At 68.7% G+C, this 21,781-nt stretch carries 19 protein-coding genes; 9 read left to right on the top strand and 10 right to left on the bottom strand.

The genetic code is table 11. From position 1 onward, the window contains the following. Positions 1-77 precede the first annotated feature (77 nt). The 4 genes from Sp245p_RS12135 to Sp245p_RS12125 form a co-directional block, all read right to left on the bottom strand. Entirely contained in the window at positions 78-770 is a 693-nt protein-coding gene (locus Sp245p_RS12135; RefSeq protein ID WP_014239675.1) for an orotate phosphoribosyltransferase, read from the bottom strand. 88 nt (positions 771-858) lie between these two features. Beyond that, on the bottom strand, positions 859-1,035 hold the full coding sequence (locus Sp245p_RS34880) for a hypothetical protein (RefSeq protein WP_014239676.1): 177 nt from the start codon (positions 1,033-1,035) through the stop codon (positions 859-861). 3 nt (positions 1,036-1,038) lie between these two features. Continuing rightward, complete coding sequence (locus Sp245p_RS12130) at positions 1,039-1,995, bottom strand: bifunctional riboflavin kinase/FAD synthetase (RefSeq protein ID WP_014239677.1); 957 nt, start codon at positions 1,993-1,995, stop codon at positions 1,039-1,041. A 182-nt stretch (positions 1,996-2,177) separates the two neighbouring features. Continuing rightward, positions 2,178-2,627 (bottom strand): MaoC family dehydratase, encoded by a 450-nt coding sequence (locus Sp245p_RS12125; protein ID WP_014239679.1) that lies wholly within the window; start codon positions 2,625-2,627, stop codon positions 2,178-2,180. A 364-nt stretch (positions 2,628-2,991) separates the two neighbouring features. Between Sp245p_RS12125 and Sp245p_RS12120 the strand changes: the two genes are divergently transcribed. Continuing rightward, entirely contained in the window at positions 2,992-3,813 is an 822-nt protein-coding gene (locus Sp245p_RS12120) for an SDR family NAD(P)-dependent oxidoreductase (protein WP_014239680.1), read from the top strand. On the opposite strand, the gene Sp245p_RS12115 is transcribed toward Sp245p_RS12120, so the two are convergent. Beyond that, complete coding sequence (locus tag Sp245p_RS12115; protein WP_014239681.1) at positions 3,810-4,445, bottom strand: septal ring lytic transglycosylase RlpA family protein; 636 nt, start codon at positions 4,443-4,445, stop codon at positions 3,810-3,812. The two genes, Sp245p_RS12120 and Sp245p_RS12115, sit on opposite strands and share 4 nt — an antisense overlap. Positions 4,446-4,585: 140 nt before the next feature. Here Sp245p_RS12115 and Sp245p_RS12110 point away from each other — a divergent pair, with 140 nt between their 5' ends. The 3 genes from Sp245p_RS12110 to Sp245p_RS12100 all read left to right on the top strand — a co-directional run bounded on the left by Sp245p_RS12110 (position 4,586) and on the right by Sp245p_RS12100 (position 7,210). Continuing rightward, a complete protein-coding gene (locus tag Sp245p_RS12110; protein ID WP_014239683.1) occupies positions 4,586-5,527 on the top strand; it encodes an alpha/beta fold hydrolase in 942 nt (313 codons plus the stop codon). Between the two features lie 106 nt (positions 5,528-5,633). Then, positions 5,634-6,647 carry a DUF6352 family protein gene (locus Sp245p_RS12105; RefSeq protein ID WP_041811556.1) on the top strand — a complete coding sequence of 338 codons (1,014 nt, stop codon included), beginning with the start codon at positions 5,634-5,636 and terminating at the stop codon, positions 6,645-6,647. A 98-nt stretch (positions 6,648-6,745) separates the two neighbouring features. Continuing rightward, a complete protein-coding gene (locus tag Sp245p_RS12100; protein WP_165359971.1) occupies positions 6,746-7,210 on the top strand; it encodes a bacteriohemerythrin in 465 nt (154 codons plus the stop codon). A gap of 50 nt (positions 7,211-7,260) precedes the next feature. Here the strand turns inward: Sp245p_RS12100 and Sp245p_RS12095 are convergent, their stop codons facing one another. Then, positions 7,261-7,770, bottom strand: a complete 510-nt coding sequence (locus tag Sp245p_RS12095; protein ID WP_014239686.1) for a PRC-barrel domain-containing protein — start codon at positions 7,768-7,770, stop codon at positions 7,261-7,263. 542 nt (positions 7,771-8,312) lie between these two features. Here Sp245p_RS12095 and Sp245p_RS12090 point away from each other — a divergent pair. Then, positions 8,313-12,032, top strand: coding sequence for a vitamin B12-dependent ribonucleotide reductase (locus Sp245p_RS12090; protein WP_014239688.1), 3,720 nt, complete (start codon positions 8,313-8,315; stop codon positions 12,030-12,032). Positions 12,033-12,160: 128 nt separating this feature from the next. Here Sp245p_RS12090 and Sp245p_RS12085 read toward each other — a convergent pair whose 3' ends face one another. After that, a complete protein-coding gene (locus Sp245p_RS12085) occupies positions 12,161-12,643 on the bottom strand; it encodes a bacteriohemerythrin (RefSeq protein ID WP_014239689.1) in 483 nt (160 codons plus the stop codon). Between the two features lie 210 nt (positions 12,644-12,853). Between Sp245p_RS12085 and Sp245p_RS12080 the strand changes: the two genes are divergently transcribed. Further along, positions 12,854-14,473, top strand: a complete 1,620-nt coding sequence (locus Sp245p_RS12080) for a S10 family peptidase (protein WP_246119759.1) — start codon at positions 12,854-12,856, stop codon at positions 14,471-14,473. 139 nt (positions 14,474-14,612) lie between these two features. Here Sp245p_RS12080 and Sp245p_RS12075 read toward each other — a convergent pair whose 3' ends face one another. Next, the gene (locus Sp245p_RS12075; RefSeq protein ID WP_014239692.1) at positions 14,613-16,478 is read right to left on the bottom strand and encodes a flagellin N-terminal helical domain-containing protein; all 1,866 of its coding nucleotides are present in this window, start codon (positions 16,476-16,478) and stop codon (positions 14,613-14,615) included. A 408-nt stretch (positions 16,479-16,886) separates the two neighbouring features. On the opposite strand from Sp245p_RS12075, the gene Sp245p_RS12070 reads away from it, so the two are divergent. Together Sp245p_RS12070 and Sp245p_RS12065 are read left to right on the top strand one after the other, a co-directional pair. Beyond that, positions 16,887-17,354, top strand: coding sequence for a RidA family protein (locus tag Sp245p_RS12070; RefSeq protein ID WP_014239693.1), 468 nt, complete (start codon positions 16,887-16,889; stop codon positions 17,352-17,354). Between the two features lie 89 nt (positions 17,355-17,443). Then, positions 17,444-18,646, top strand: a complete 1,203-nt coding sequence (locus Sp245p_RS12065) for a GNAT family N-acetyltransferase (RefSeq protein ID WP_014239694.1) — start codon at positions 17,444-17,446, stop codon at positions 18,644-18,646. 21 nt (positions 18,647-18,667) lie between these two features. Here Sp245p_RS12065 and Sp245p_RS12060 read toward each other — a convergent pair whose 3' ends face one another. Next, positions 18,668-19,144, bottom strand: a complete 477-nt coding sequence (locus Sp245p_RS12060) for a nucleoside deaminase (RefSeq protein ID WP_014239695.1) — start codon at positions 19,142-19,144, stop codon at positions 18,668-18,670. A gap of 179 nt (positions 19,145-19,323) precedes the next feature. On the opposite strand from Sp245p_RS12060, the gene Sp245p_RS12055 reads away from it, so the two are divergent. Next, complete coding sequence (locus Sp245p_RS12055) at positions 19,324-20,634, top strand: pentapeptide repeat-containing protein (protein WP_014239696.1); 1,311 nt, start codon at positions 19,324-19,326, stop codon at positions 20,632-20,634. Between the two features lie 3 nt (positions 20,635-20,637). Here the strand turns inward: Sp245p_RS12055 and Sp245p_RS12050 are convergent, their stop codons facing one another. After that, positions 20,638-21,750, bottom strand: a complete 1,113-nt coding sequence (locus Sp245p_RS12050; protein WP_014239697.1) for a CaiB/BaiF CoA transferase family protein — start codon at positions 21,748-21,750, stop codon at positions 20,638-20,640. Positions 21,751-21,781: the final 31 nt, after the last annotated feature.

The following is a 21,781-nucleotide window of genomic DNA, read 5'->3' as shown; positions in this document are numbered from 1 at the left end:
ACCCACGCCGGATGCAGCATCGCGCGGGATATTAGCGGTGTGGGCGGTGCGGTCAAGGCGCGGCGCCTCCGGGTGCGTCAGTCGAAGCTGGCCTTGCCGCCGTGGGCGGCCGACCAGGTGACCGGGTCGTTCAGGAACTTCTCGACCTCCGACAGGGTGTTCTCGTCGAAGTATTGGTTCTCGCGGGCGACCTTCAACACGTCCCACCAGGTGCACAGCTCGTGCAGGCGGACGCCGATGCGGTCCATGTTGGTCTTCGACTGCGGGAAGATGCCGTAATGGAAGATCACGAAGCTGTCGGTCACGGTGGCGCCGCCGTTGCGCAGCGCCGTGACGAAGTTCTCCTTGCTCTTGCCGTCGGTGGCGAGGTCCTCGACCAGGATGACCCGCTGCCCCTCGGTCAGCACACCCTCGATCTGGGCGTTGCGCCCGAAGCCCTTCGGCTTCTTGCGGACATACTGCATGGGCAGTTCCAGCCGCTCGGCGATCCAGGCGGCGAAGGGGATGCCCGCCGTCTCGCCGCCGGCCACCGCGTCGATGCTCTCGTAGCCGATCTCGCGCTCGATGGTCTGGACGGCGAAGTCCATCAGAGCCTTGCGGGCGCGCGGGAAGGACACGATGCGCCGACAGTCGGTGTAGACCGGGCTCGCCCAGCCGGAGGTGAAGATGAAGGGCGTCTCGGCGTTGAAATGCAGCGCCTTGATTTCCAGCAGGATCTTCGCGGCGGTGGCGGCAATTGTGGCCCGGTCGGGCAAAGCGGCGGTGGTCATGGCCTAACGGCTCCCAGGGAGGCTCAAACTGCCCCGTGTGTAGCCCCCCAGCGTGCGAATCGCAATGGGGCGGGCTTGCCCTGCGCCGTCACTTTCCCGGCAGGGCCAGCGCGATGCAGCGGGTCAGCACCGGGTTGCCGGTCATCTCGCGGTAGGCCTGGACGATGGCGGGCTCGGCGGCCTTGCATTGTTCCATCGTTTGGAACTCGATGGTGGTCGGGCCGCCCTGGTTCAGGATGAACAGCAGCAGGATCACGCGGTCCATCGCTCAACCCTCCGTCCGTGGTTCCTTGGCCAGAACGGCGCGGGCGGCGGCGGCGTCCTGGACGATTTGGTCCTTCAGCTCGGTGAAGCTGGCGAACTTGCGCTCCGGCCGCAGGAACTCGATGAGCTGGACGCGCAGGTGCTGGCCGTAGAGGTCGCCGTCGAAGTCGAGGATGTGGGTCTCCAGCCGCTCCACCGTTCCGCCCACGGTCGGGCGGCGGCCCAGGTTGGCGACGCCGTTGCGCCACACCGTGCCCGACCCCTGGTCCACCCCGGTGCGCACCGCGTAGACGCCGAAGGCGGGGCGGAGATAGTCGGCCAACTCGACGTTGGCGGTGGGAAAGCCGATGGTGCGGCCCTTGTGGTCGCCATGCTCCACGCGCCCCTCGATCTCCCAGGGGGAGCCGAGCAGCCGGGCGGCCTCGCGCGGGTTGCCAGCGACCAGCGCGTCGCGCACGCGGGTGGAGGAATAGACGCCATCCGCGTCGTCGGCCACCGGCCCGACCTCGGTCACGCCGAAGCCGTGGGCCGCGCCGGCCTGCCGCAGCAGGGCGGGGTCGCCGCCGCGGCCATGGCCGAACAGGAAGTCGTAGCCGCAGACGACGTGCCGCACGCCCAGCCCGGCCACCAGATCCTCCTGGATGAAGGCGTCGGCGGTCTTGTGCAGGAAGCTCTCGTCGAAATGGCAGACGAACAGCAGGTCGACCCCCAGCGCCTCGATGTAGCGGGCCTTGACGCGGAAGGGCGACAGGCGGAAGGGGGCGTCGTCCGGGCGGAAGACCGAGCGGGGGTGCGGCTCGAAGGTCATCACCGCCGAGGGCGCGCCGAGATCGCGGGCGATCCGCTGGGCGGTGGCGATCACCACCTGATGGCCGCGGTGCACCCCGTCGAAGTTGCCCAGGGCGACGACGGCCCCGCGGGCGTCCTCCGGCAGGTCGGCGGTGTGTCGGAACAATCGCATGCGTCACGCCCTGATGGTCTGCGGGCCGCGCACGGCCCCCGGAAACGATGGCGGCCCGCCGGGGCGGGCCATGCCATGGGCGTCTTATATAGACCGGAGCCGGCGCGTGGTCTACGCACCGGCGACCGGCAGGTCATTTCGATCGTTAAAGGCTTGCCCTTATTGAAGGCTTGCCTGCGGGATCAGCCGCGCGACGGGACCATCAGCAGGGCCTCGCCCTCGATCACCACCGTCTCGCCGACGGTGCAGACCGTGCGGACGACGGCGCGGCGCTTCTCCGGGATGATCTCGGTGACGGTGGCGCGGGCGGTCACCGTGTCGCCGGCGCGGACCGGCGCCTTGAAGCGGACGGTCTGGCTCATGTAGATGGCGCCCGGACCCGGCAGCTTGGTGCCGAGAACGGCGGAGATGAAGCTGACGCTCAGCATGCCGTGGGCGATGCGGCCCTGGAACATGGTGCCGCTGGCGTATTCCTGGTTCAGGTGGACCGGGTTGGTGTCGCCGGAGATGCCGGCGAACAGCACGATGTCCGCCTCGGTAACCGTCTTCGCGAAGGACGCCGTCATGCCGACGGTCAAATCCTCGATGCAGTGGCCCTCGTTGTCCTTCAGGACTTGGCGAACATCATCCATACCGCGGTTCCTTTTCATCAAGCACCGGCAGAGCGGTGCGACAACACGTATGGTGCAATGCGATATATGCACTGCAACCACGTGATGGCAACACGACTCGCCTGAAAAAGTGAAAAAACCGCTAACCTCTTTCGAAAGAGGGGGCAGTCGAGGCGTCCTGCCTATTTCCCACCTATTTCCTGGGTCTCGGCGATTTCAGTTCCGTGACAGTAAAAGTGCGGACCGGCCCCAGTTAATATGCACACTGACAATTCGGCCTGCTGCACCGCGGAATGCGCGGCGACTCGGGGGCGGATGGCTTGACTTCGCGCCGCCGCAGCCAACCGTCACCTCTCATCCCCCGAACCGCGATGGAATCCGAGCCATGCCCCACCGCTTCGCGCTGGTCACCGGCGGCACCTCCGGCATCGGCGCCGGCTTCGCCCGCGCCCTGTCCGCCGACACCGGCCTGTTGCTGGCCGCCCGCAACGCCGAGGCCCTCAACACCGCCAAGACGGAGCTGGAGGCCGCCGGGCGCCGGGTGGAGGTGCTGGCCACCGACTTGACCACCGACGCGGGGCGGAACGCGCTGATCCAGAAAGCGGAGACGTTGGAGATCGACCTGCTCATCAACAACGCCGGGTCCGGAGCCTTCGGGCCGGTGCTCCACAACAGCCCGGAGGCGGAGCGGACGACGGTGGAACTGAACGTGGTGGCCACCACCGTGCTGACCCGCGCGCTGCTGCCCGGCATGATCGAGCGGGCGGCCCGCGATGGCCGGCGGGCCGGGCTGATCCTGCTGTCGAGCACGGCGGCCTTCCAGCCGATCCCGTTCCTCGGGACCTACTGCGCCAGCAAGAGCTTCGTCCTGGCCTATGGCGAGGCGCTGGCGACGGAGTTGAAGCGCAAGCCGGTGGATGTGCTGGTCCTGTGCCCCGGCGCCACCCGCACCGCCTTCGGCCAGCGGGCCGGCTTCGCCCTGAACGCCCTGCCAGGGGCCGCCGATCCGCTGGACGTGGCGCGGGAGGGGTTGCAGGCGCTGGGGCGCCGCACGGTGCATGTGCACGGCTTCGGCACCCGCAACATGCTGCGCCCCTTCCTGTGGTCGCGCCATGCGGCGTCGGACGGGCTGGGCGCGCTGCTGGCCGCCTTCGACCGGGGGCAGCGCGCCGGCAGGTCCGCCCGTCCGTCGCGCGGAGGGGCTTAGCGGTCGGACCCCGACCCGCTCTGCTGATCGGTGCGGGACGAACCGGCCCCGGACGACCCGGACAGAGCGGCGCCGTTGCCCTTCTTCTGGGAGCCCGGCTGCTCCGCCACCTGGGTCTGGTCGGCCTTCTCGGCCTTGGCCTCGACCTTTTCCTTCACGGCCTCGGTCGGCTGTTCGGACGGCTTGGCCTCGACGCGCACGGGGGCCACGCCGTCCTCGATCATGTCGAGCTGTTTGGCGGCCTTCTTCGACAGGTCGATGACCCGCCCGTCCACATAGGGGCCACGGTCGTTGACGATGACGTCGACGCTCTTGCCGTTGTCCTGGTTGGTCACGGTGACCTTGCTGCCCAGCGGCAACTCACGCGAGGCGGCGGTCGGCTTGTTCTGGTCGAAGCGCTCGCCGCTGGCCGTCTTCCGGCCGTGGAACGAGCCGCCATAGAAGGACGCCTCGCCCTCATGGACGATCACCGGCTCGCCCTCGTCCGTGCGCTCCACGGCGATCGGCGGCACCGACGCGTCCTTGGCGCTTTGCGATTTGGATGAGGGCTGGGCCTGGGCGGCCATGGGGGACAGAGGCAAGGACAGGGACAAGGCGCAGAGCGCCATGGACAGTATACGCGCCATGTGCATTCGAATGTACCTCCCATTGGACCTGGACAACATCCGTGGGAGGACGGGGGTTCCACTGGGTCGCCGCCTCCGTGCCCTGGGCTGGACCGACCCGGCCCGATGATGCTTCAATCGTTCGGCGAACAATGGAGAGCGCAGGAATGGCCGTGAGCGTGGCGGATCTGGGTGTGGGGCCACGGTTCGGCTGGGTGACGATGGGGGATGGGACCCGGCTGCGCACCGCCCATTGGACGGCCACCAAAGCCCCGCCGCGCGGCACCGCGCTGCTGCTGACCGGTCGGGCGGAGTTCATCGAGAAGTACACCGAGACGGCGGGTGCGATGCTCGCCCGCGGCTTCGAGGTCTTCACCTTCGACTGGCGCAACCAGGGGCTGTCCGACCGCCCCCTGCCCAACCCCCAGATTCATCACCTGGACAGCTTCGACACGCTGGCCGGCGATCTCGACGAGGTGGTGGAGCGGCTGGTGAGGCCGCGGCAGCACGGGCCGCTGCTGCTGCTTGCCCACAGCATGGGCGGGCTGGTCGCCCTGATGGCCCTGCTGCGAAACCCGGCCCTGTGCGACGCCGCGGTGCTGACGGCGCCGATGTTCGACATCTTCACCGGCCCGGTGCCGCGCCGCATGGCGGTCTGGCTGGCCGAACGCCTGTGCGCCCGCGGGCGGGCCGCCGAATACGCCTTCGGCCAGCACGATTACGACCCGGTGGAGGGGCTGTTCACCCCGGTCAACCCGATCACCTCCGACCCCCGCCGCTACGCCACTTACCACGACGCCTTCCGCGACCGGCCCGAGTTGCGGGTGGGCGGGGTCAGCTTCGGCTGGGTGCGGGCGGCCCTGCGCGCCTCCGACCACATCCGCTTCACCGCCCCGCTGGAGCGGGTGACGACCCCCATCCTGCTGCTGAGCGCCCCGGCCGACGCCGTCGTCCGCGCGGAGTCGCACCGGCTGGCCGCCGCCCGGCTGGGCAACGCCGTGCTGAAGGAGCATTCCGACGCCAAGCACGAGCTGCTGATGGAGCGCGACGACATCCGCGACCGGGTGTGGGCGGACGTCGACGCCTTCCTGGCCGCCCTACATATGTAAGCCGGGCATCCGTAGGCCGGGCTGTGCTAGGTCCTTGGCGCGGGCGCCCGCGCGCCCACATGAGGGACGCTTTGCGCCTGCATCTATGTTCAAGGGTCTGCCTTCCATGTCCGATTTCTGGAAAGAGTCCGGCTTCCATCTGCTGACGCGCGACGCCGACGGCTGGCTGGCGGTCACACCGGACTTCCTGCGCGCCTATCTGATGCGGCCGGAGATGCGCCCGCCCGAGGACGCCTGCGAGACCGAGCACACGCTGTTCGCCGGGCTGTTGGAGGATCCCGTCCGCCCCGTCCCGCCGGGCATGGTGGAGGCGCTGGCCGACGCGGACGCGCGGGAGAACTGGGCGGTCTGGCTGGGCTTCCGCGACCGGCTGCTCGCCGCCGGCACGATCGAGGGCTGCTACCTCCGCCTGTTCCGCGAGGGTGCGCGGGGCGTGCCGGGGCTGTTCATCGACCAGATGGCCCATGTGATCCTGCGCAACATTCTGGACGGCACGCCGTCGGGCCTGCGCGCGCGCGCGGGCGAGCTGTTCTTCCGGCCCCAGACCGTGTCGGTGGACGATGGGCGCGTCCGGCTGGCCGACAGCGAGACGGTGGAGATGCTGGCCGCGACCGGCGGCTTCGGCAGCCTGGGCCGGCTGGTGGTGGAGGCCGGAACCGCCCCGCGCTCCGTCGATCTCGACATCCTCGACGAGACCAACCACCCTCGCTATTGGGAGCGCGACTCGCGGCACGACACCGTGCTGGACGTGACCTTCGCCGCGGCCGGTCTCGACGCGCTGTGCCGCGTTCTGGAGGGCTGGGTGAAGCATTTCCTGGGGGTGGCGGTGTCGATCCATCCCGTGCAGCGGATCAGCGACGAGCGCTGGGTCTGGCATGTCGGGCTGGACGGGGAGGCCACGGCGATCCTCAACGACCTCTACAACGGGGCCGAGGTGGGGGAGGAGCGGCTGGCCCGCATCCTGTCGCTGTTCCGGCTGGAGTTCGCCGACCCCGCGGCGATGCGCGCCGACATCGCCGGGCGGCCCGTCTATTTGGCCCTGGCGATGACCGCCGACCGCAAGCTGCGCCTGAAGCCGCAGAACCTGCTGGTCAATCTGCCTCTGGCGAAGATGAACTGACCGGCCATCCTATAACCATACTGTTAGTGTGACCATCTGCCGCCCCGGCGGCGGGTGGGCGGCGGCTTATAAGGATGTTTCCTGAAGGGGGAAACGTCATGCAATTAAACACAACGCAGCCGAAGACGATGAAGCCGAACCTTGCTGATCCGCGCTGGCAGACGATGGCGTGGCAGGACGGCTTCGGAGTCGGGAACGCGGTGATCGACGCCGACCACAAGCGCCTGTTCGAGCTGTTCAACGAATTCGTCACCGCGGTGAACGAGTTCCGCGCCGACAGCGAGATCCAGGACGTGCTGAGGGAGCTGCTCGACTACACCGACACGCATTTCGACCGGGAAGAGACGCTGATGCGCGAGCACGGCTATCCCGACTACACCGCCCACAAGGCGCTGCACGACAGCTTCGTCCGCCAACTTCACGACGTGAACAGCGCGCTGGACGCGGGTGGGGAGAAAGGCGCCTTCGTGCTGGGCTTCCTCGCCAAATGGCTGTCTGGCCACATCCTGGGCGTGGACACCAAGCTGGGCGCCTACCTGCGCGATCGCGGGGTGGAGGCGTAAATGGCAAAGCCCCTCTCCCAAGGCGGGAGAGGGGCTTTGTCACCGGATGGTTACTGCTTGTTCGACTCGCCGCTGTGTTTGGGGCCGCGGTTCAGCGAAGTCATGCTGTCGCTGTACTGGAACTCCGGCATGTCGCGCACGCTCGCCTGGGTGACGTCGCGCAGCGTGATCGGGCCGTTGCCCGGCAGCACGTCAGCCAGCGCGATGTCCGCGGCGATCTCCTTGCCGCCGATGCCGAGGAAGCCGCCGCTCTGGATCACCAGAAGCTGCGCGTTGCCGTCCGGGCCGAGGATCACGTCGGACACCTTGCCGACCTTTTCGCCATCGGCGCCGATCACCGTGCGGCTCATCAAATGCTCGACGCTGGCGCCACCCGTGGCGTTGCTTGTGGCGCCGCTTGCGGGGCCGGCCGGGCGGGCGCTCTGCCCCTGGTCCATGATGACCGAATTCGGGGCCTGGGAACTCGGGGCCTGGGTGGAGCCGCCGGTGCCGGTCTGGGCCGCGGCGGCGCCGGTCATCAGCGCCAGGGCGGACAGGGTCGCGATCACCGTCTTGTGCATGGAAGCTCTCCTCGTTGCACGAAACCGCCCCATCCAACCGGAGGGAGCGGGAAAGGTCACGCAAGGTCGCCTGTGACATCCTGCGGCTGACATCGTGGGGCGACTCGGGGCACCGTCCGGGGGCCTCGCCACGGGGCCGGTCCAGCGGGCAAAAGTGGGGTGGCGGGGGTGTGGGACCGAGAAGGGCGTACCGCCGATTCGCCCCCCGTGACTCCTGCGGTCGGAGGGGGTCGGCGACCCCGCGAAAGTGACGGATTCCTTACAGGAATCGGGCGCCGGAGGCTTTCGGTGCAGGACTAGATGTGGGGGTGGGCGGATTTTTTTCGGGAACCGCCGACGGCTTGGTCCGTTGACCTGACGCGCCATATCTAGGAGGTGGCCCCGCGTCAAGCACACAATATCTTGGGTCGGGTCTTGCTTGACCCAAAGCTTGAGGCTAGGATGCGCACCAACATACAGGGTGTTGCGTTCGTCAGCCAGCGCGAGCTGCGCCGCACGGAGCGCGACACCTTTGTTCGCCAGCCAGAGGGAGCACGAGTCACATGCGGGTCCAGCGTCGTTTCACGAAAGAGGGTCAGGATGCTTACGCCGCTCTCGGCTTCCGCCGCACGACGAGCGAGATCCGCAACCCTGACGGCTCTGTGGTCTTCCAGCAGACGGACATCGAGGTTCCCGAGAATTACAGCCAGGTCGCCAGCGACATCCTGGCCCAGAAGTACTTCCGCAAGGCCGGCGTTCCGGTCGCCCTGAAGGCGGTCGAGGAGAACACCGTCCCGTCCTGGCTGTGGCGCAAGACCGCCGATGAATCGGCTCTGGCGGCGCTGCCGAAGGAGAAGCGCTACTCCGGCGAGAAGTCGGCCAAGCAGGTCTTCGACCGTCTGGCCGGCACCTGGACCTACTGGGGCTGGAAGGGCGGCTATTTCGACACTGAGGCCGACGCCCGCGCCTTCTTCGACGAGATGCGCTTCATGCTGGCCGCCCAGATGGCGGCCCCGAACAGCCCGCAGTGGTTCAACACCGGCCTGCACTGGGCCTACGGCATCGACGGCCCGAGCCAGGGCCACTTCTACGTCGATTTCAAGACCGGCCTGCTGACCTCGTCCGCCTCGGCCTACGAGCACCCGCAGCCGCACGCCTGCTTCATCCAGTCCGTCGCCGACGATCTGGTGAACGAGGGCGGCATCATGGACCTGTGGGTCCGCGAGGCGCGCCTGTTCAAGTACGGCTCGGGCACCGGCTCCAACTTCTCCCGCCTGCGCGGCGAGGGTGAGAAGCTGGCCGGCGGCGGTAAGTCGTCGGGCCTGATGAGCTTCCTGAAGATCGGCGACCGCGCGGCGGGCGCCATCAAGTCGGGCGGCACCACCCGCCGTGCGGCCAAGATGGTCACGGTGGACATGGACCACCCGGATATCGAGGCCTACATCGACTGGAAGGTGACCGAGGAGCAGAAGGTCGCCGCCCTCGTTACCGGCTCCAAGATCTGCCAGCAGCACCTGACCACGATCATGGCCGCCGCTCAGGATAGCCAGGACCCGAAGGTCAACAAGGAGCTGAAGAAGGCCATCGTCGCCGCCCGCAAGGCGCAGGTGCCGGAGAACTACGTCCAGCGCGTGATCCAGTTCGCCGGCCAGGGCTTCACCAGCATCGAGTTCAAGACCTACAACACCGATTGGGACTCGGACGCCTACCTGACGGTGGCCGGCCAGAATTCCAACAACTCGGTGCGCATCTCCGACGACTTCATCCAGGCCGTCCTGAACGACGACGAGTGGAAGCTGATCCGCCGCACCGACGGCACGGTCCATCGCACGATCCGCGCCCGCGACCTGTGGGACAAGGTCGGCTACGCCGCCTGGGCCTGTGCCGATCCGGGCGTGCAGTTCGACACCACGATCAACGACTGGCACACCTGCCCGGCCTCGGGGCGCATCAACGCCTCGAACCCGTGCTCGGAGTACATGTTCCTCGACGACACGGCCTGCAACCTCGCCTCGCTGAACCTGATGTCGTTCCGTCTGAAGGACGGGTCCTTCGACGTCGAGGCGTTCGAGCACGCCTGCCGCCTGTGGACCATGGTGCTGGAAATCTCCGTGCTGATGGCGCAGTTCCCGTCCAAGGAGATCGCCCAGCTGTCCTACGAGTTCCGCACGCTGGGCCTGGGCTTCGCCAACCTCGGCGGCCTGCTGATGTCCTCCGGCCTGCCTTACGACTCGGCGGAAGGCCGCGCCTACTGCGCCGCCATCTCGGCGGTGATGACCGGCGTCGCCTACGCCACCTCCGCCGAGATGGCGCAGGAGCTGGGCGCCTTCCCGGCCTATGAGCAGAACCGCGACCACATGCTGCGGGTCATCCGCAACCACCGCCGCGCTGCCTGCGGCGAGATGGAGGGTTACGAGGGCCTGTCGGTCAAGCCGGTGCCCTTCGTCGCCGACGAGTGCCCGGAGCAGGAACTGGCGATGGCCGCCGTCCGCGCCTGGGACATGGCGCTGGAACTGGGCGAGCAGCACGGCTTCCGCAACGCCCAGGCCACGGTGGTCGCCCCGACCGGCACCATTGGTCTGGTCATGGATTGCGACACCACGGGCATCGAGCCGGACTTCGCGCTGGTGAAGTTCAAGAAGCTGGCCGGCGGCGGCTACTTCAAGATCGTCAACCGTCTGGTGCCGGAGGCCCTGCGCACGCTGGGCTACACCGCCGACGAGATCGCCGCGATCGAGCGCTACGCGGTCGGCCACGGCACGCTGAAGGGCGCGCCGGGCGTCAACCACGAGACCCTGGCCGCCAAGGGCTTCCCGGCCGAGGTGCTGGAGAAGCTGGAGGGCAACCTCGCCACCGCCTTCGACATCAAGTTCGCCTTCAACCGCTGGACGGTCGGCGCCGACGTCATCGTCGACACGCTGGGCATCCCCGCCGAGCAGATGGACGCGCCGGGCTTCGACCTGCTGACCGCTCTCGGCTTCACCAAGGCCGAGCTTGAGGCGGCGAACACCTTCTGCTGCGGCGCCATGACGCTGGAAGGCGCGCCCTTCCTGAAGGACGAGCATCTGCCGGTGTTCGACTGCGCCAACCCCTGCGGCCGCATCGGCAAGCGCTTCCTGTCCTGGGAATCGCACATCACCATGATGGCCGCCTCGCAGCCCTTCATCTCCGGCGCCATCTCCAAGACCATCAACATGCCGAACACGGCGACGGTCGAGGAGTGCAAGGATGCCTACCTGCTGTCCTGGCGCCTGGGCATCAAGGCCAACGCGCTGTACCGCGACGGCTCCAAGCTGAGCCAGCCGCTCTCCGCCGCCCTGCTGGACGACGAGGAGGACGCGGTCGAGGAGATCGTCGAGGCGGCGAACGCCACCCGCACTCAGATGGTGTCCGAGCGCATCGTCGAGAAGGTCGTGGAGCGCATCATCGAGCGCAAGCGCACCGAGCGCGAGCGCCTGCCGCACCGCCGCAAGGGCTACACCCAGAAGGCGACCGTCGGCGGCCACAAGATCTACCTGCGCACCGGCGAGTATGAGGACGGCCGCATCGGCGAGATCTTCATCGACATGCACAAGGAGGGCGCCGCCTTCCGCTCGCTGATGAACAACTTCGCCATCGCGGTGTCGATCGGCCTGCAGTACGGCGTGCCGCTGGAAGAGTTCGTGGAGGCCTTCACCTTCACCCGCTTTGAGCCGTCGGGCATGGTGACCGGCAACGACACCATCAAGATGGCGACCTCGGTCATCGACTACATCTTCCGCGAGATCGCCATCTCCTACCTGGGCCGCACCGATCTGGCGCACGCCACGCCGGAGGATCTGGTGCCCTTCACGGTCGGCAGCGGCGACAAGCAGGGCGACCTGCCGGAGACCGGCGCGGTCCAACCGTCGGACATCGTCCGCAAGGTCGCGTCCACCGGCTATGTCCGCAACAACCTGCGCGTCCTGAACGGCGGGCAGACCCAGCGGGTCTCCGCGGCGGCGGCCCTGGCCGCCACCGGCACCGCGGCCCAGGCCACGGCGTCCGCCGCCCACGCGGCGGTGGCCTCCAGCCCGGCGGTCGGCGCCGCGGTGGTCCATGCCGGCGGCACGGCCCCGGTCGGCGGCACCACCGGTACGGCTTACGGCGGCAGCAACAGCGACCAGCGCTACGACCGCATCCGCGAGGCCCGCGCCCGCGGCTACGAGGGGGATCAGTGCGGGGAGTGCGGCAACATGACGCTTGTCCGCAACGGCACCTGCCTGAAGTGCGACACCTGCGGCTCCACCACGGGCTGCAGCTGAGGCCAGCCGGTTCCATCCCCGGCATGGCGTGGAAAAGGGGAGGTCCTCGGACCTCCCCTTTTTTCATGCGGCCTTTTTATGCGGGCTCCGGTGAGAGCGCCCCGGCGGGATCAGACCGGCCGGCGGGGTCAGACCGGGATGTTGGGGAAGACGCGGCCGGACAGCTGGGCGTCGGCCAGCTCCGCCGGGACGGCGTCGCGCTCCTTCAGCCAGCGGGCGAACTGGCGGTCGGCGGAGTTGATGTGCAGCATCAGCCATTGCGGCAGGAAGGTCGCCAGATACTCGGCGATGTTCTCCTCCGGCACGTTGCCGGTGGTGAAGGCGTGCAGCTGCTCCCAGGCCAGGGAATGCTGGACCAGATGGTCGGCCAGGAAAGGATAGCCGGCCTCCTCCATCACCTTCTGCTCACTCGCGAAGTGAATCTCCGTATAGACCACCGCATCGGCCAGCGTGCGATAGACCTCCTCGCGGGAGCGGCCTTCGGCGACGGCGACATGGAACGCCTGGACCAGTTCGATCCAATGCTTGTGCTGCTCGTCGATGTCCTCGACGCCCAACGCAAGATCGTCGCTCCAGACGAGATCCTGGAAATTCTCGGCGGGCATGTCCATGATCGGGGTGACTCGGCTTAAGGTGGTGGAAGCCTGGGCATCATAAACACGGTCGTATGTGCATCAATGGTCTGAATTGAGATAAATTGTCGCGGCTTCGGTGACGGCCGCGGCGCAGGCTGGAAGGGTGTGTCCTTGCCGGACGCCGGGCGCGGGTCAATATGCGGGCCTGTGACGACACAGCCGACGGGATGCGCCATGCGACGTGCCATGAATCGCCGCCTTCGCCTTTTGCCACTGCTCGCCGCGCTGGTGCTGCCGCCGCTCCATGTCGCGGGCGCTCAGGACGCGGCGCCCCAGAACACTCCGCCCCAGAACACTCCGGCCCGGAACGAACAGAACCAGGGCGCCCCGAAGCCGGCGGACCGGGCCGGCGGGTTCGACGCCCAGCGCAGCGAGACCAGGCACCAGCTGCCCTTGCCGTCCGGGCCGCTCGCCTACACGGCGGTGGCGGAGTTCCTGCCGCTGCGCGACGGCCCGCGTGAAGAGGCGGCGGCCCGTGTGTTCACCGTCTCCTATACGCTGGATGGGGGCGCGCCGGACGGGGCGCCGCGCGGCCGGCGGCCGGTCGCCTTCGTGTTCAACGGCGGGCCGGGGGCCTCCTCGGCCTATCTGCATCTGGGAGCCTTAGGGCCGAAGGTGGTCGGCTTCAACGACGACGGGTCGCTGGCCCGCCCACCGGCCCCGCTGCTCGACAACCCGGACAGCTGGCTGGCCTTCACCGATCTGGTCTTCGTCGATCCGGTCGGCACGGGCTACAGCCGGGGCATCCAGCGCGACGGCGGGCGCGACGGCGGGAAGGACGGCGGCGGGCGGCGGGACGAGGACCCCGGCAAGCGCTTCTGGTCGGTCGATGCCGACAGCCGGGCCATGGCCGAGATCGTCCGTCTCTGGCTGACCCGCAACGGGCGCTGGGAGTCGCCGAAATTCCTGGTGGGGGAAAGCTATGGCGGGTTCCGCATCGCCAAGATGGCCAACCGGCTGATCGACGACACGGGCATCGCGGTCAACGGGCTGATCATGGTGTCGCCGGTGGTGGACTTCGCCACCATCCGCGGCGGCGGCGGGCTTCTGGTTCCGGCGCTGCGGCTGCCCTCCTACGCTGCCTCCGCTGCCGCCAACGGTCTGGCGTCCGGCACCCCGGAGCAGGCGGCCGAGGCGGCGGAGCGCTACGCCTTCACCGGCTACCTCACCGGGCTGGCCGGGCTGGACTACCGCCGGCCCGGTGCGGCGCGGGACTTCTTCGCCGAGGTGGCGCGGACCACCGGCCTGCCCGAGGAGCTGGTGACCCGCTTCCGCGGCGAGATCCCCACCGACATCTTCGCCCGCGAACTGCTGCGTGGGCGCGGGCGGGTCGCCAGCGTCTATGACGGCACCTTCACCGCCGCGGATCCCGACCCGTCGGCGGCGCGCCTTCCCTTCGATCCCTTCCTGAAGGGTACGGTGCCGACCTACACCACCGCCTTCGCCGCCTACGCCCACGAGTGGCTGGGCGTGCGGACGGAGGTGCCGTTCGACCTGCTCAGCGACCGGGTGAACCGGGGCTGGGAATGGCCGCGCTCCGGCCAGCCCAGCGCGGTGGACGACCTCCAGGCCGCCCTGACCTTGCAGCCCGCGTTGCGGGTGCTGATCGCCCATGGGAGGACCGACCTGATCACCCCCTACATGGCGTCGCGCTGGGTGGCGTCGCGCCTGGAACTGCCGGACGGTCAGGCCGACCGGGTTGCCGTGACGGTCTATGAGGGGGGGCACATGATGTACACCCGCGCGCCGGAGCGGGCGAAGCTGGCCGCCGATGCGCGGGCCCTGATCGAGGCCGCCCTGCGGTAGGGCGGCCTTTGATGCGGCCTTTGATAAGGAAGCCTTCGGTAGGGCGGATGGGTGGCCAAAAGGAAACAGGCGCCCCGGTTGGGGCGCCTGCTGCGCAATGCCTTGCCTCGGCCTGTGGTCGCCGGCTGGACCTTGCCGGTTAGAACAGACGCAGGATCGACTGCTGCGACTGGTTGGCCAGCGAGAGGGCGATGGTGCCGAGCTGCTGACGGGTCTGCAGCATCAGCAGGCTGGCGCCTTCCTCGTTCTGGTCGGCCAGCGTCAGCTTGTTGGCGCCTTCGACCAGCACGTCGCTGAACTCCTTGGTGAAGGTTTCGCGGGTCGTGATGATGTTCAGGTTGGTCGACAGCGTCTGCGAGGCCGACCGCAGGGTCTGCTTCGCGTAGTCGATGCTGGCGACCGCCTTGTCGATGTCGGCGCGGTCGGTCCAGTCGTTCTGCGCGTAGTCCAGACGCAGGCCCTGGCCGCTGGTGCCCAGGTTCTGCGACTTCACCGTGATCGCGTTGGTGTTGCGCTCGTTGAGCTGCACCGTCAGATCGTTGGAGGTGTTGGCGTCGGTCACCTGCACCGAGACCAGATTGGCCGCGGAGTTGGCCGCCGCCGCCTGCTTGATGCTCTTCTGATCGACGTTGAAGCGCACCGTGCCGGTGTCGAACGCGAAGGCGTTCTCGCCGTCCGACAGCTTGCCCTCGCCGCGCTTGGACATGCCGTCGCGGGTCACCGTGGCGCCGCTCAGGTTGCTGACCTGGATCTGGATGTCGACCTTCTTCTCGATCGTCGAGATGCCGTTGCCGGCGTTGGCGGCCTGCTCCAGCAGCTTGCGGTCGACCGTGAAGGACACGATGGTGCCCGACGCGAAGCTCTCGGAGATGCGCTTGGTCAGGGCGTTCTCGGCGGTGGCCTTGACCGTCATCTCGCGGGCGGAGTTGGTCGTCGTCGCGCCGGACAGCGTGATCGTGCCGGCCGAGTTGACCGTGACGGTCTGGACGTCCTTGCCGCTGAGGCGGCCGTTGGCGCCCAGCGCGTTGTTGATCGACGCCTTGAGCTGGTTGGCGATGTTGTTGCGCGCGGTCTGGCCGATCGCCACGTCGCCGGCGGTGGCGGTGTAGGTGAAGGTCTGGTCTTCGACGGTGATGGTGAAGCTGTCGCCGGCTTCGATCGTGCCGCCCAGCGTCACATTGGTAAGCTGCGCGGTACCCGTCGAGGCCGTCCTCGTCGTGTTGGCAGCCATCGTCTGGCTGTTGTCGAAGTAGGTGATCGTGCGCGACTCGTTGCCGTCCGTGATGATGAACGACCGCTCGCGGCCCGAGGCGCCGCGGACCTCGATCTGCACGTCGGAGAAGCTGCCGAGCGAGGTGGTCATCGTGCCGGACAGCTTCAGGCCGACCAGGCCGTGGGCCATTTCGGCGCTGTTGATCTCGCCGGCCGCGCCCTCGATGGAGCCGTCGCCCTTCACGCGCACCGTGTAGGTGTCGGTCGACACCACGTTGGTGATGCGGGCGTTCTCGATGCCCTGGATGGTGTTGACGGCGCGGCGCGACTCGCTGGTGGAGTCCAGCCGCAGGCCGTTGCCCGCCAGCAGATTCTTGCCGGCATAGCCGCTGTCGCCGGCCAGCTTGTCGATCTGCTCCTTCAGCGCGTTGAACTGCGAGGCCAGCGTCTTGCGGGAGGCGACGGAGCCGGCGTCGGTGCCCAGAGCGGAATAGGCGGCGGTGGTCAGGCCGCGCGCCTGCTCGATCATGCTTTCGATCGCGGTCACGCCCTTGTCGGCGGCCTTGATGGTGCTGATCGACTGACCCATGGCGTCCTTCAACGACGACAGGTCACCGGCGCGCTGGGTCAGGCTCTTCGCTGCGAAGAACGAAGTCGGGCCGTCGAGCGCCGAGTTGATCTTGTTGCCGGTCGAGAGGATGTTCTGCTTGACACCGATCTTGTCGTTCACGCTCTGCAGTTGCAGCAGATTCGTGCGCATTGACGCGGTGAGAGTGACGTCGTTGATGGCCATGGTTCCAAGTCTCCTTCTGAGGCTCGCCCCGCGGCTGGTGCTTGAAACCGAAGCGAGGCAACGTGCATTTGCGCGATCCTCCCCTATCAAGTCCCGTGCCAGTTTCCGGAAATCCGGATAACATGCTGTTCTGAAATGGCATTTGTGGAGCGTGCGCGACGATCCGGCTTTGGTGGGCTGGGCGGCTCTTCCTAGGACGGCGGAAAGTTTTGCCGGGCAGAAAGGGTGTTGCGCCCCGGACTCCAGGACAAAACTTCCCAGTTGGGGGGCGGGCGGACCGTGTGCGAAGGGTGCCGGTAAGCCCTTGGTGACGGCGGCGGAGGGGGCTATCGTCGGGGTGTCGCGCCCGTCGGGGCGCCACCCATCGCGGCGTTCTCGGCGCCCGCAACGAAGACGGAGGGATGAAGCATGGCCGGACGCATCGAAGCGCGGCTGAAGGAATTGGGGATCGAGCTGCCGCAGGCGGCGGCCCCGGTGGCGGCCTATGTGCCCTACACCCAGTCGGGCAACACGCTCTACGTGTCGGGGCAGGTCACCGTGTGGAACGGCGAGCGCCGCTTCATCGGCAAGCTGGGGCAGGAGTTCACGGTGGAGCAGGGCCAGCAGGCGGCGCGGCTGTGCGCCCTGAACATCATCGCCCAGGCGAAGGCGGCCTGCGGCGGCGATCTCGACCGGGTGGCGCGCGTGCTGCGGCTGGGCGGCTTCGTCAACGGCACCCCGGACTTCCACGACCAGCCGCTGGTCATCAACGGTGCGTCGGAACTGATGATGCAGGTGTTCGGCGACGCCGGGAAGCACGCCCGCGCCGCGGTCGGCGCCCCGTCGCTGCCCGGCAACGTGGCGGTCGAGGTGGACGCCATCCTCGAACTGGCCTGATCCGGGCTCCGCATCGGGAGAGGGGAGGGCCTCTTGCCGCGGCGCGGCAAAGCGCCCACCTCCCTCGGCGTACCCGTGAAGGAGAGAGCATGCCCGACGGCAAGGACACCGGCCCCGACGCCGGGGAGGCCATCACCGTCAAGGTCCTGACCGGCATCGGTCTGGCGGATCCCGAGGAATGGGACGCCTGCGCCGGGCCGGACAACCCTTTCCTCAGCCACGCCTTCCTGCTGGCGCTGGAGGAGTCGGGGTCGGCCATCGGCCGCACCGGCTGGCAGCCCAGCCACCTCGCCGCCCTCGACGGGGCCGGGCGGATCATGGGCGCGGTGCCGCTCTATCTGAAGAACCATTCCTACGGCGAGTATGTCTTCGATCACGCCTGGGCGCACGCCTACGAGCGGGCGGGCGGGCAGTATTACCCGAAGCTGCAGTGCGCCGTGCCCTTCACCCCGGTGCCGGGGCCGCGCCTTCTGGTCCGGCCCGGCGCCTCGACCCTGGGGATGGAGGCGGTCGCCGGTGCCCTGATCCAGGGGATGGAGGAGGTGGCGCGGCGCTACGGCGTCTCCTCCGTCCACGTCACCTTTCCGGAGGAGGGCGACTGGCGCCGCCTCGGCGAGGCCGGCTGGCTGCTCCGCGAAGGCGTGCAGTATCATTGGGAGAACCGCGGCTACGCCAGCTTCGACGATTTCCTGGGCACCTTGAACAGCCGCAAGCGCAAGGCCATCCGCAAGGAGCGGCGCGAGGTGGCGGAGAGCAGCGTCCGGCTGCACAGCCTGACCGGCGCCGACCTGAAGCCGGAGCATTGGGACGCCTTCCACCGCTTCTATCTGGAGACCGCCGACCGCAAATGGGGCGGCGGCTATCTGAACCGCGCCTTCTTCCGGCTTCTGGGCGAGACCATGGCCGACCGGGTCATGCTGGTGATGTGCGAGGACAACGGGGAGTGGGTGGCCGGCGCCCTGAACCTGATCGGGGCCGACGCCCTCTATGGCCGCAACTGGGGCTCCGACGGCAGCTACCGTTTCCTGCATTTCGAGGCGTGCTATTACCGCGCGCTGGACTTCGCCATCGAGCGCGGCCTCGGCCGGGTTGAGGCCGGTGCCCAGGGGGAGCACAAGATCCAGCGCGGCTATCTGCCGGTGCCGACCTACAGCGCCCACTGGGTGGCCGATCCCGGCTTTCGCCGCGCCATCGCCGATTACCTGCGCCGCGAGCGGCCCGGCGTTGCGGCGGAGCGCGAGGCGCTGATGGAGCTGTCACCCTACCGCCAGGATGGCCTACCGGAGCAATAGGGCCGGAGCAATAGGGCCGGATCAGTAGGGAACGCGATCGGGCCGGGCAGCCCATTCGTCGAAGACGGCGCGCGCCTCGTCGGCCAGCAAACGCTGCATGGGGATCGCCCGCTGCTCCAGCGGCAGGGCGATTTCCGTGTAGAGGAAGGCGTCGTCGAAACCGATGGACGCCGCGTCGTCGCGCCCGTTGGCGTAGACGATGCGTTCGATCCGCGCCCAGTAGATCGCCGACAGGCACATCGGGCAGGGCTCGCAGCTCGTATAGACGGTCGCCCCGGCGAGGCTGAAGCTGCCGAGGTCGCGGCAGGCGTTGCGGATCGCGACGACCTCGGCGTGCGCCGTCGGGTCGTTGGTGGAGGTCACGCAGTTCCATCCCTCGCCGATGATCCGGCCGTCCCGCGCGATGACCGCGCCGAAGGGGCCGCCGGCGTTGCCCTGCATGTGTGTGCGGCTGAGCGCGATGGCGCGGCGCAGGCACTCCGTGTCGAAACTCGTCATGCTTTCCCTCTCCCAACCCTAACCGCGTTGTCGTTCAATGGCTTAAAGACTGCTCCATGGCCCCGGTCCGGCATGCGTCCGCGGCATTGCAGGGGTGGCGGACGATTGGGGATTTCTCCTTTACTGCCCATGCGCAATGCGTAGTGTGGACGGGATCAGCCGACCGACGGACTTGCCCGATGACCGACCGCGCCATGGAGTTCCTGAAGCAGGTGCGGGACCATCTATTCTATCTCAAACTGAGGCCGGGCGGTGTGCGCCTTCAGGCGAAGGGCGTCGATCTGTCGAGGCTCCGGCTGAAGGGTTTCAATCTGCAAACGGCCATCCTCACCCAGGGCAACTTTTCCGATGCCCAGCTCGAGGAGGTCAGCTTCGCCATGTCCGATCTGTTCGGGGCGAATTTCAGCCGGGCGAAGCTGGTGGGCTCCTCCTTCGCGCGGGCGGACCTGCGCGGAACGAACTTCCTGAAGGCCGACCTGACCCGCACCGACTTCGAAGGGGCCGATCTGCGCCCCGGCCAGATCATGGTTCACCGCGCCGGGCGCGAGGACGAGGAGGAGCGGCGGCCCGCCAACCTGACGGACGCGCGGATGGACGGCGTCAACTTCAAGGGCGCCGACCTCAGCCACGCCGAACTGGCCAACGCCTCGACGGCGGGCGGCGACTTCAGCAACGCCAACCTGTTCGCCGCCAATCTGGCCGGGGCCGACCTGACCGAGGCGAACTTCAGCGGGGCCAAGATGAAGCGCGCCGTGCTGAACGGCGCCAACCTGACCCGCGCCATCCTGCGCAACGCCGACCTGCGCGAGGCGACCCTGCGCAACGTCGACCTGACCGTGGCGGACACGCAGGGCGCCAACCTGAGCGGTGCCGTCTATATGAGGAACGCCGACGCCCTGCCGGCGCCGGTGCGCAGCGTGCTGGACGCCCACATCCTGTGGATCAACAGCGGCGGCGGGGCCGGGCTGCGGGCGGACTTCACCGGGATGGACCTGCGCGGGCAGGACCTCACCGCCTGCGACCTGTCGGGCGGGGTGTTCCGCGACGCCAACCTGGACGAGGCCCGGCTGTCCAACGCCTCGCTCTCGCTGGCCGATTTCGGCGGGGCCAGCCTGCGCCGGGCGCGGCTGGACCAAGCGGTGCTGACCGGGGCGAACCTGAGCGGGGCCGACCTGACCGGGGCGGACCTCCACGGTGGTGACCTCGGCATGGTGGAGTTGCGCAACCCGGACGGCACCCCGACCGGGCGGAGCTGGCCGACCAACCTGACGAACGCCACGCTGGCCGCCGCCGACCTGCGCGGCGCCCGGCTGACCGGGGCCAAGCTGGCCGGCGCCAGTTTCGAGATGGCCAACCTCGCCTCCGCCGACCTGCGCGGCTGCGACGACGCGGCGGCGAACCTGTCGAAGGCCAGCCTGATGGGCGCCCGCCGCGGCCCGCTGGACGCGCGGCCGCCGCGCGACGGCGGCGGCCCCCTCATCGCCCTGTAGGCCTCATGTCCAGGCGGCGAGCACCGCGGCCGCGGTGGACTCGCGCAAGGGGGCTCGCTCGGGCGGAGTTCCGCCATTGACGCGCAGCCCCATCAGGGTCTCCACCAGCGGCTCCGGTCCCGGCGTGACGCGGATCTGGCCGCGGGCGGCGATGTGCGGGTGGTCCGGCATCTCCGTCAGAGTCGGCAGCGCCTCGAAGCAGCAGTCCACGGGGTCGAGCAGCGCCTTCCAGTCGGCGAGGCAGCGGCTGGCGAACAAGGCGTCCAGTTCCGCGATCAGGGCGGCCTGGGGCAGCGGGTCGGCTTGCCGGGCGATCCAGTCGGGACGTCCCACCGCCTCGCAGAAGCCTTGCCAGAACTTGGCCTCCAGCGCCGACAGGGTGGCGAAACGGCCGTCGGCGGTGCGGTAGATGCGGTAGCAGGCGGCCCCGCCCGACAGCAGCGCCTCGCCGCGGGCCGGGACCTCGCCGCGGGCGTCAGCGGTCAGGTTGAAGCCCTGCCAGCCCAGCACCGTCTCCATGATCGACAGGTCGAGGAAGCAGCCTTCGCCGCTGCGCTGGCGCCCGAACAGGGCGGCGACCACCGCCAGCGCCGCCTGCTGGGCCGAGGCGAAGTCGGCGACCGGCGGGTGGCTGATCGAGGGGCGGTCCGGCGTGCCCGAGGAGTCCAGCCCGCCGCCGACCGCCATATAGTTCAGGTCGTGGCCGGCCCGCCGGGCGTAGGGACCGCTGCTGCCCCATCCGGACAGGCTGGCGTGGACCAGCCGCGGATTCAGCGCGCGCAGCCGGGCGTGGCCGACCCCCAGCTTGTCCAGCACGCCCGGGCGGTAGCTTTCCACCAGGGCGTCGGCCCCGGCGATCAATCTTTCGAAGGCGCCTCGGTCGCCATCGTCCTTCAGGTTCAGGCGGATGACCGTCTTGCCGGCGTTGAGCAGCTTGTAGGCGGCGGTGGTGCCGTCGGCGTCGGTGGGACCCATCTGGCGCAGCGGGTCGCCGCTCGGCGGCTCCACCTTCACCACCTCGGCGCCGAGGTCGGCCAGCATCTGGGCGGCGTACGGACCCGGCAGATACTGGCCGAGGTCGATGACGCGCAGTCCGCTCAGGAAAGGAAGGGGCATGGTGCGTTTCCTCATTCTTCGTTTCGGCGTG

Origin of the sequence: Azospirillum baldaniorum, from assembly GCF_003119195.2 — a bacterium.
GTDB classification, from domain to species: Bacteria; Pseudomonadota; Alphaproteobacteria; order Azospirillales; family Azospirillaceae; genus Azospirillum; species Azospirillum baldaniorum.
Note: the sequence above shows the minus strand (reverse complement) of the source record. Positions and strands in the feature narration are given on the sequence as shown.

Bases quoted from the DNA above. Each gene is read 5' to 3' on its own strand.
- Sp245p_RS12135 (WP_014239675.1), bottom strand. From the start codon at position 770: ATGACCACCGCCGCTTTGCCCGACCGGGCCACAATTGCCGCCACCGCC.
- Sp245p_RS34880 (WP_014239676.1), bottom strand. From the start codon at position 1,035: ATGGACCGCGTGATCCTGCTGCTGTTCATCCTGAACCAGGGCGGCCCG.
- Sp245p_RS12130 (WP_014239677.1), bottom strand. From the start codon at position 1,995: ATGCGATTGTTCCGACACACCGCCGACCTGCCGGAGGACGCCCGCGGG.
- Sp245p_RS12125 (WP_014239679.1), bottom strand. From the start codon at position 2,627: ATGGATGATGTTCGCCAAGTCCTGAAGGACAACGAGGGCCACTGCATC.
- Sp245p_RS12120 (WP_014239680.1), top strand. From the start codon at position 2,992: ATGCCCCACCGCTTCGCGCTGGTCACCGGCGGCACCTCCGGCATCGGC.
- Sp245p_RS12115 (WP_014239681.1), bottom strand. From the start codon at position 4,445: ATGCACATGGCGCGTATACTGTCCATGGCGCTCTGCGCCTTGTCCCTG.
- Sp245p_RS12110 (WP_014239683.1), top strand. From the start codon at position 4,586: ATGGCCGTGAGCGTGGCGGATCTGGGTGTGGGGCCACGGTTCGGCTGG.
- Sp245p_RS12105 (WP_041811556.1), top strand. From the start codon at position 5,634: ATGTCCGATTTCTGGAAAGAGTCCGGCTTCCATCTGCTGACGCGCGAC.
- Sp245p_RS12100 (WP_165359971.1), top strand. From the start codon at position 6,746: ATGCAATTAAACACAACGCAGCCGAAGACGATGAAGCCGAACCTTGCT.
- Sp245p_RS12095 (WP_014239686.1), bottom strand. From the start codon at position 7,770: ATGCACAAGACGGTGATCGCGACCCTGTCCGCCCTGGCGCTGATGACC.
- Sp245p_RS12090 (WP_014239688.1), top strand. From the start codon at position 8,313: ATGCGGGTCCAGCGTCGTTTCACGAAAGAGGGTCAGGATGCTTACGCC.
- Sp245p_RS12085 (WP_014239689.1), bottom strand. From the start codon at position 12,643: ATGGACATGCCCGCCGAGAATTTCCAGGATCTCGTCTGGAGCGACGAT.
- Sp245p_RS12080 (WP_246119759.1), top strand. From the start codon at position 12,854: ATGAATCGCCGCCTTCGCCTTTTGCCACTGCTCGCCGCGCTGGTGCTG.
- Sp245p_RS12075 (WP_014239692.1), bottom strand. From the start codon at position 16,478: ATGGCCATCAACGACGTCACTCTCACCGCGTCAATGCGCACGAATCTG.
- Sp245p_RS12070 (WP_014239693.1), top strand. From the start codon at position 16,887: ATGGCCGGACGCATCGAAGCGCGGCTGAAGGAATTGGGGATCGAGCTG.
- Sp245p_RS12065 (WP_014239694.1), top strand. From the start codon at position 17,444: ATGCCCGACGGCAAGGACACCGGCCCCGACGCCGGGGAGGCCATCACC.
- Sp245p_RS12060 (WP_014239695.1), bottom strand. From the start codon at position 19,144: ATGACGAGTTTCGACACGGAGTGCCTGCGCCGCGCCATCGCGCTCAGC.
- Sp245p_RS12055 (WP_014239696.1), top strand. From the start codon at position 19,324: ATGACCGACCGCGCCATGGAGTTCCTGAAGCAGGTGCGGGACCATCTA.
- Sp245p_RS12050 (WP_014239697.1), bottom strand. From the start codon at position 21,750: ATGCCCCTTCCTTTCCTGAGCGGACTGCGCGTCATCGACCTCGGCCAG.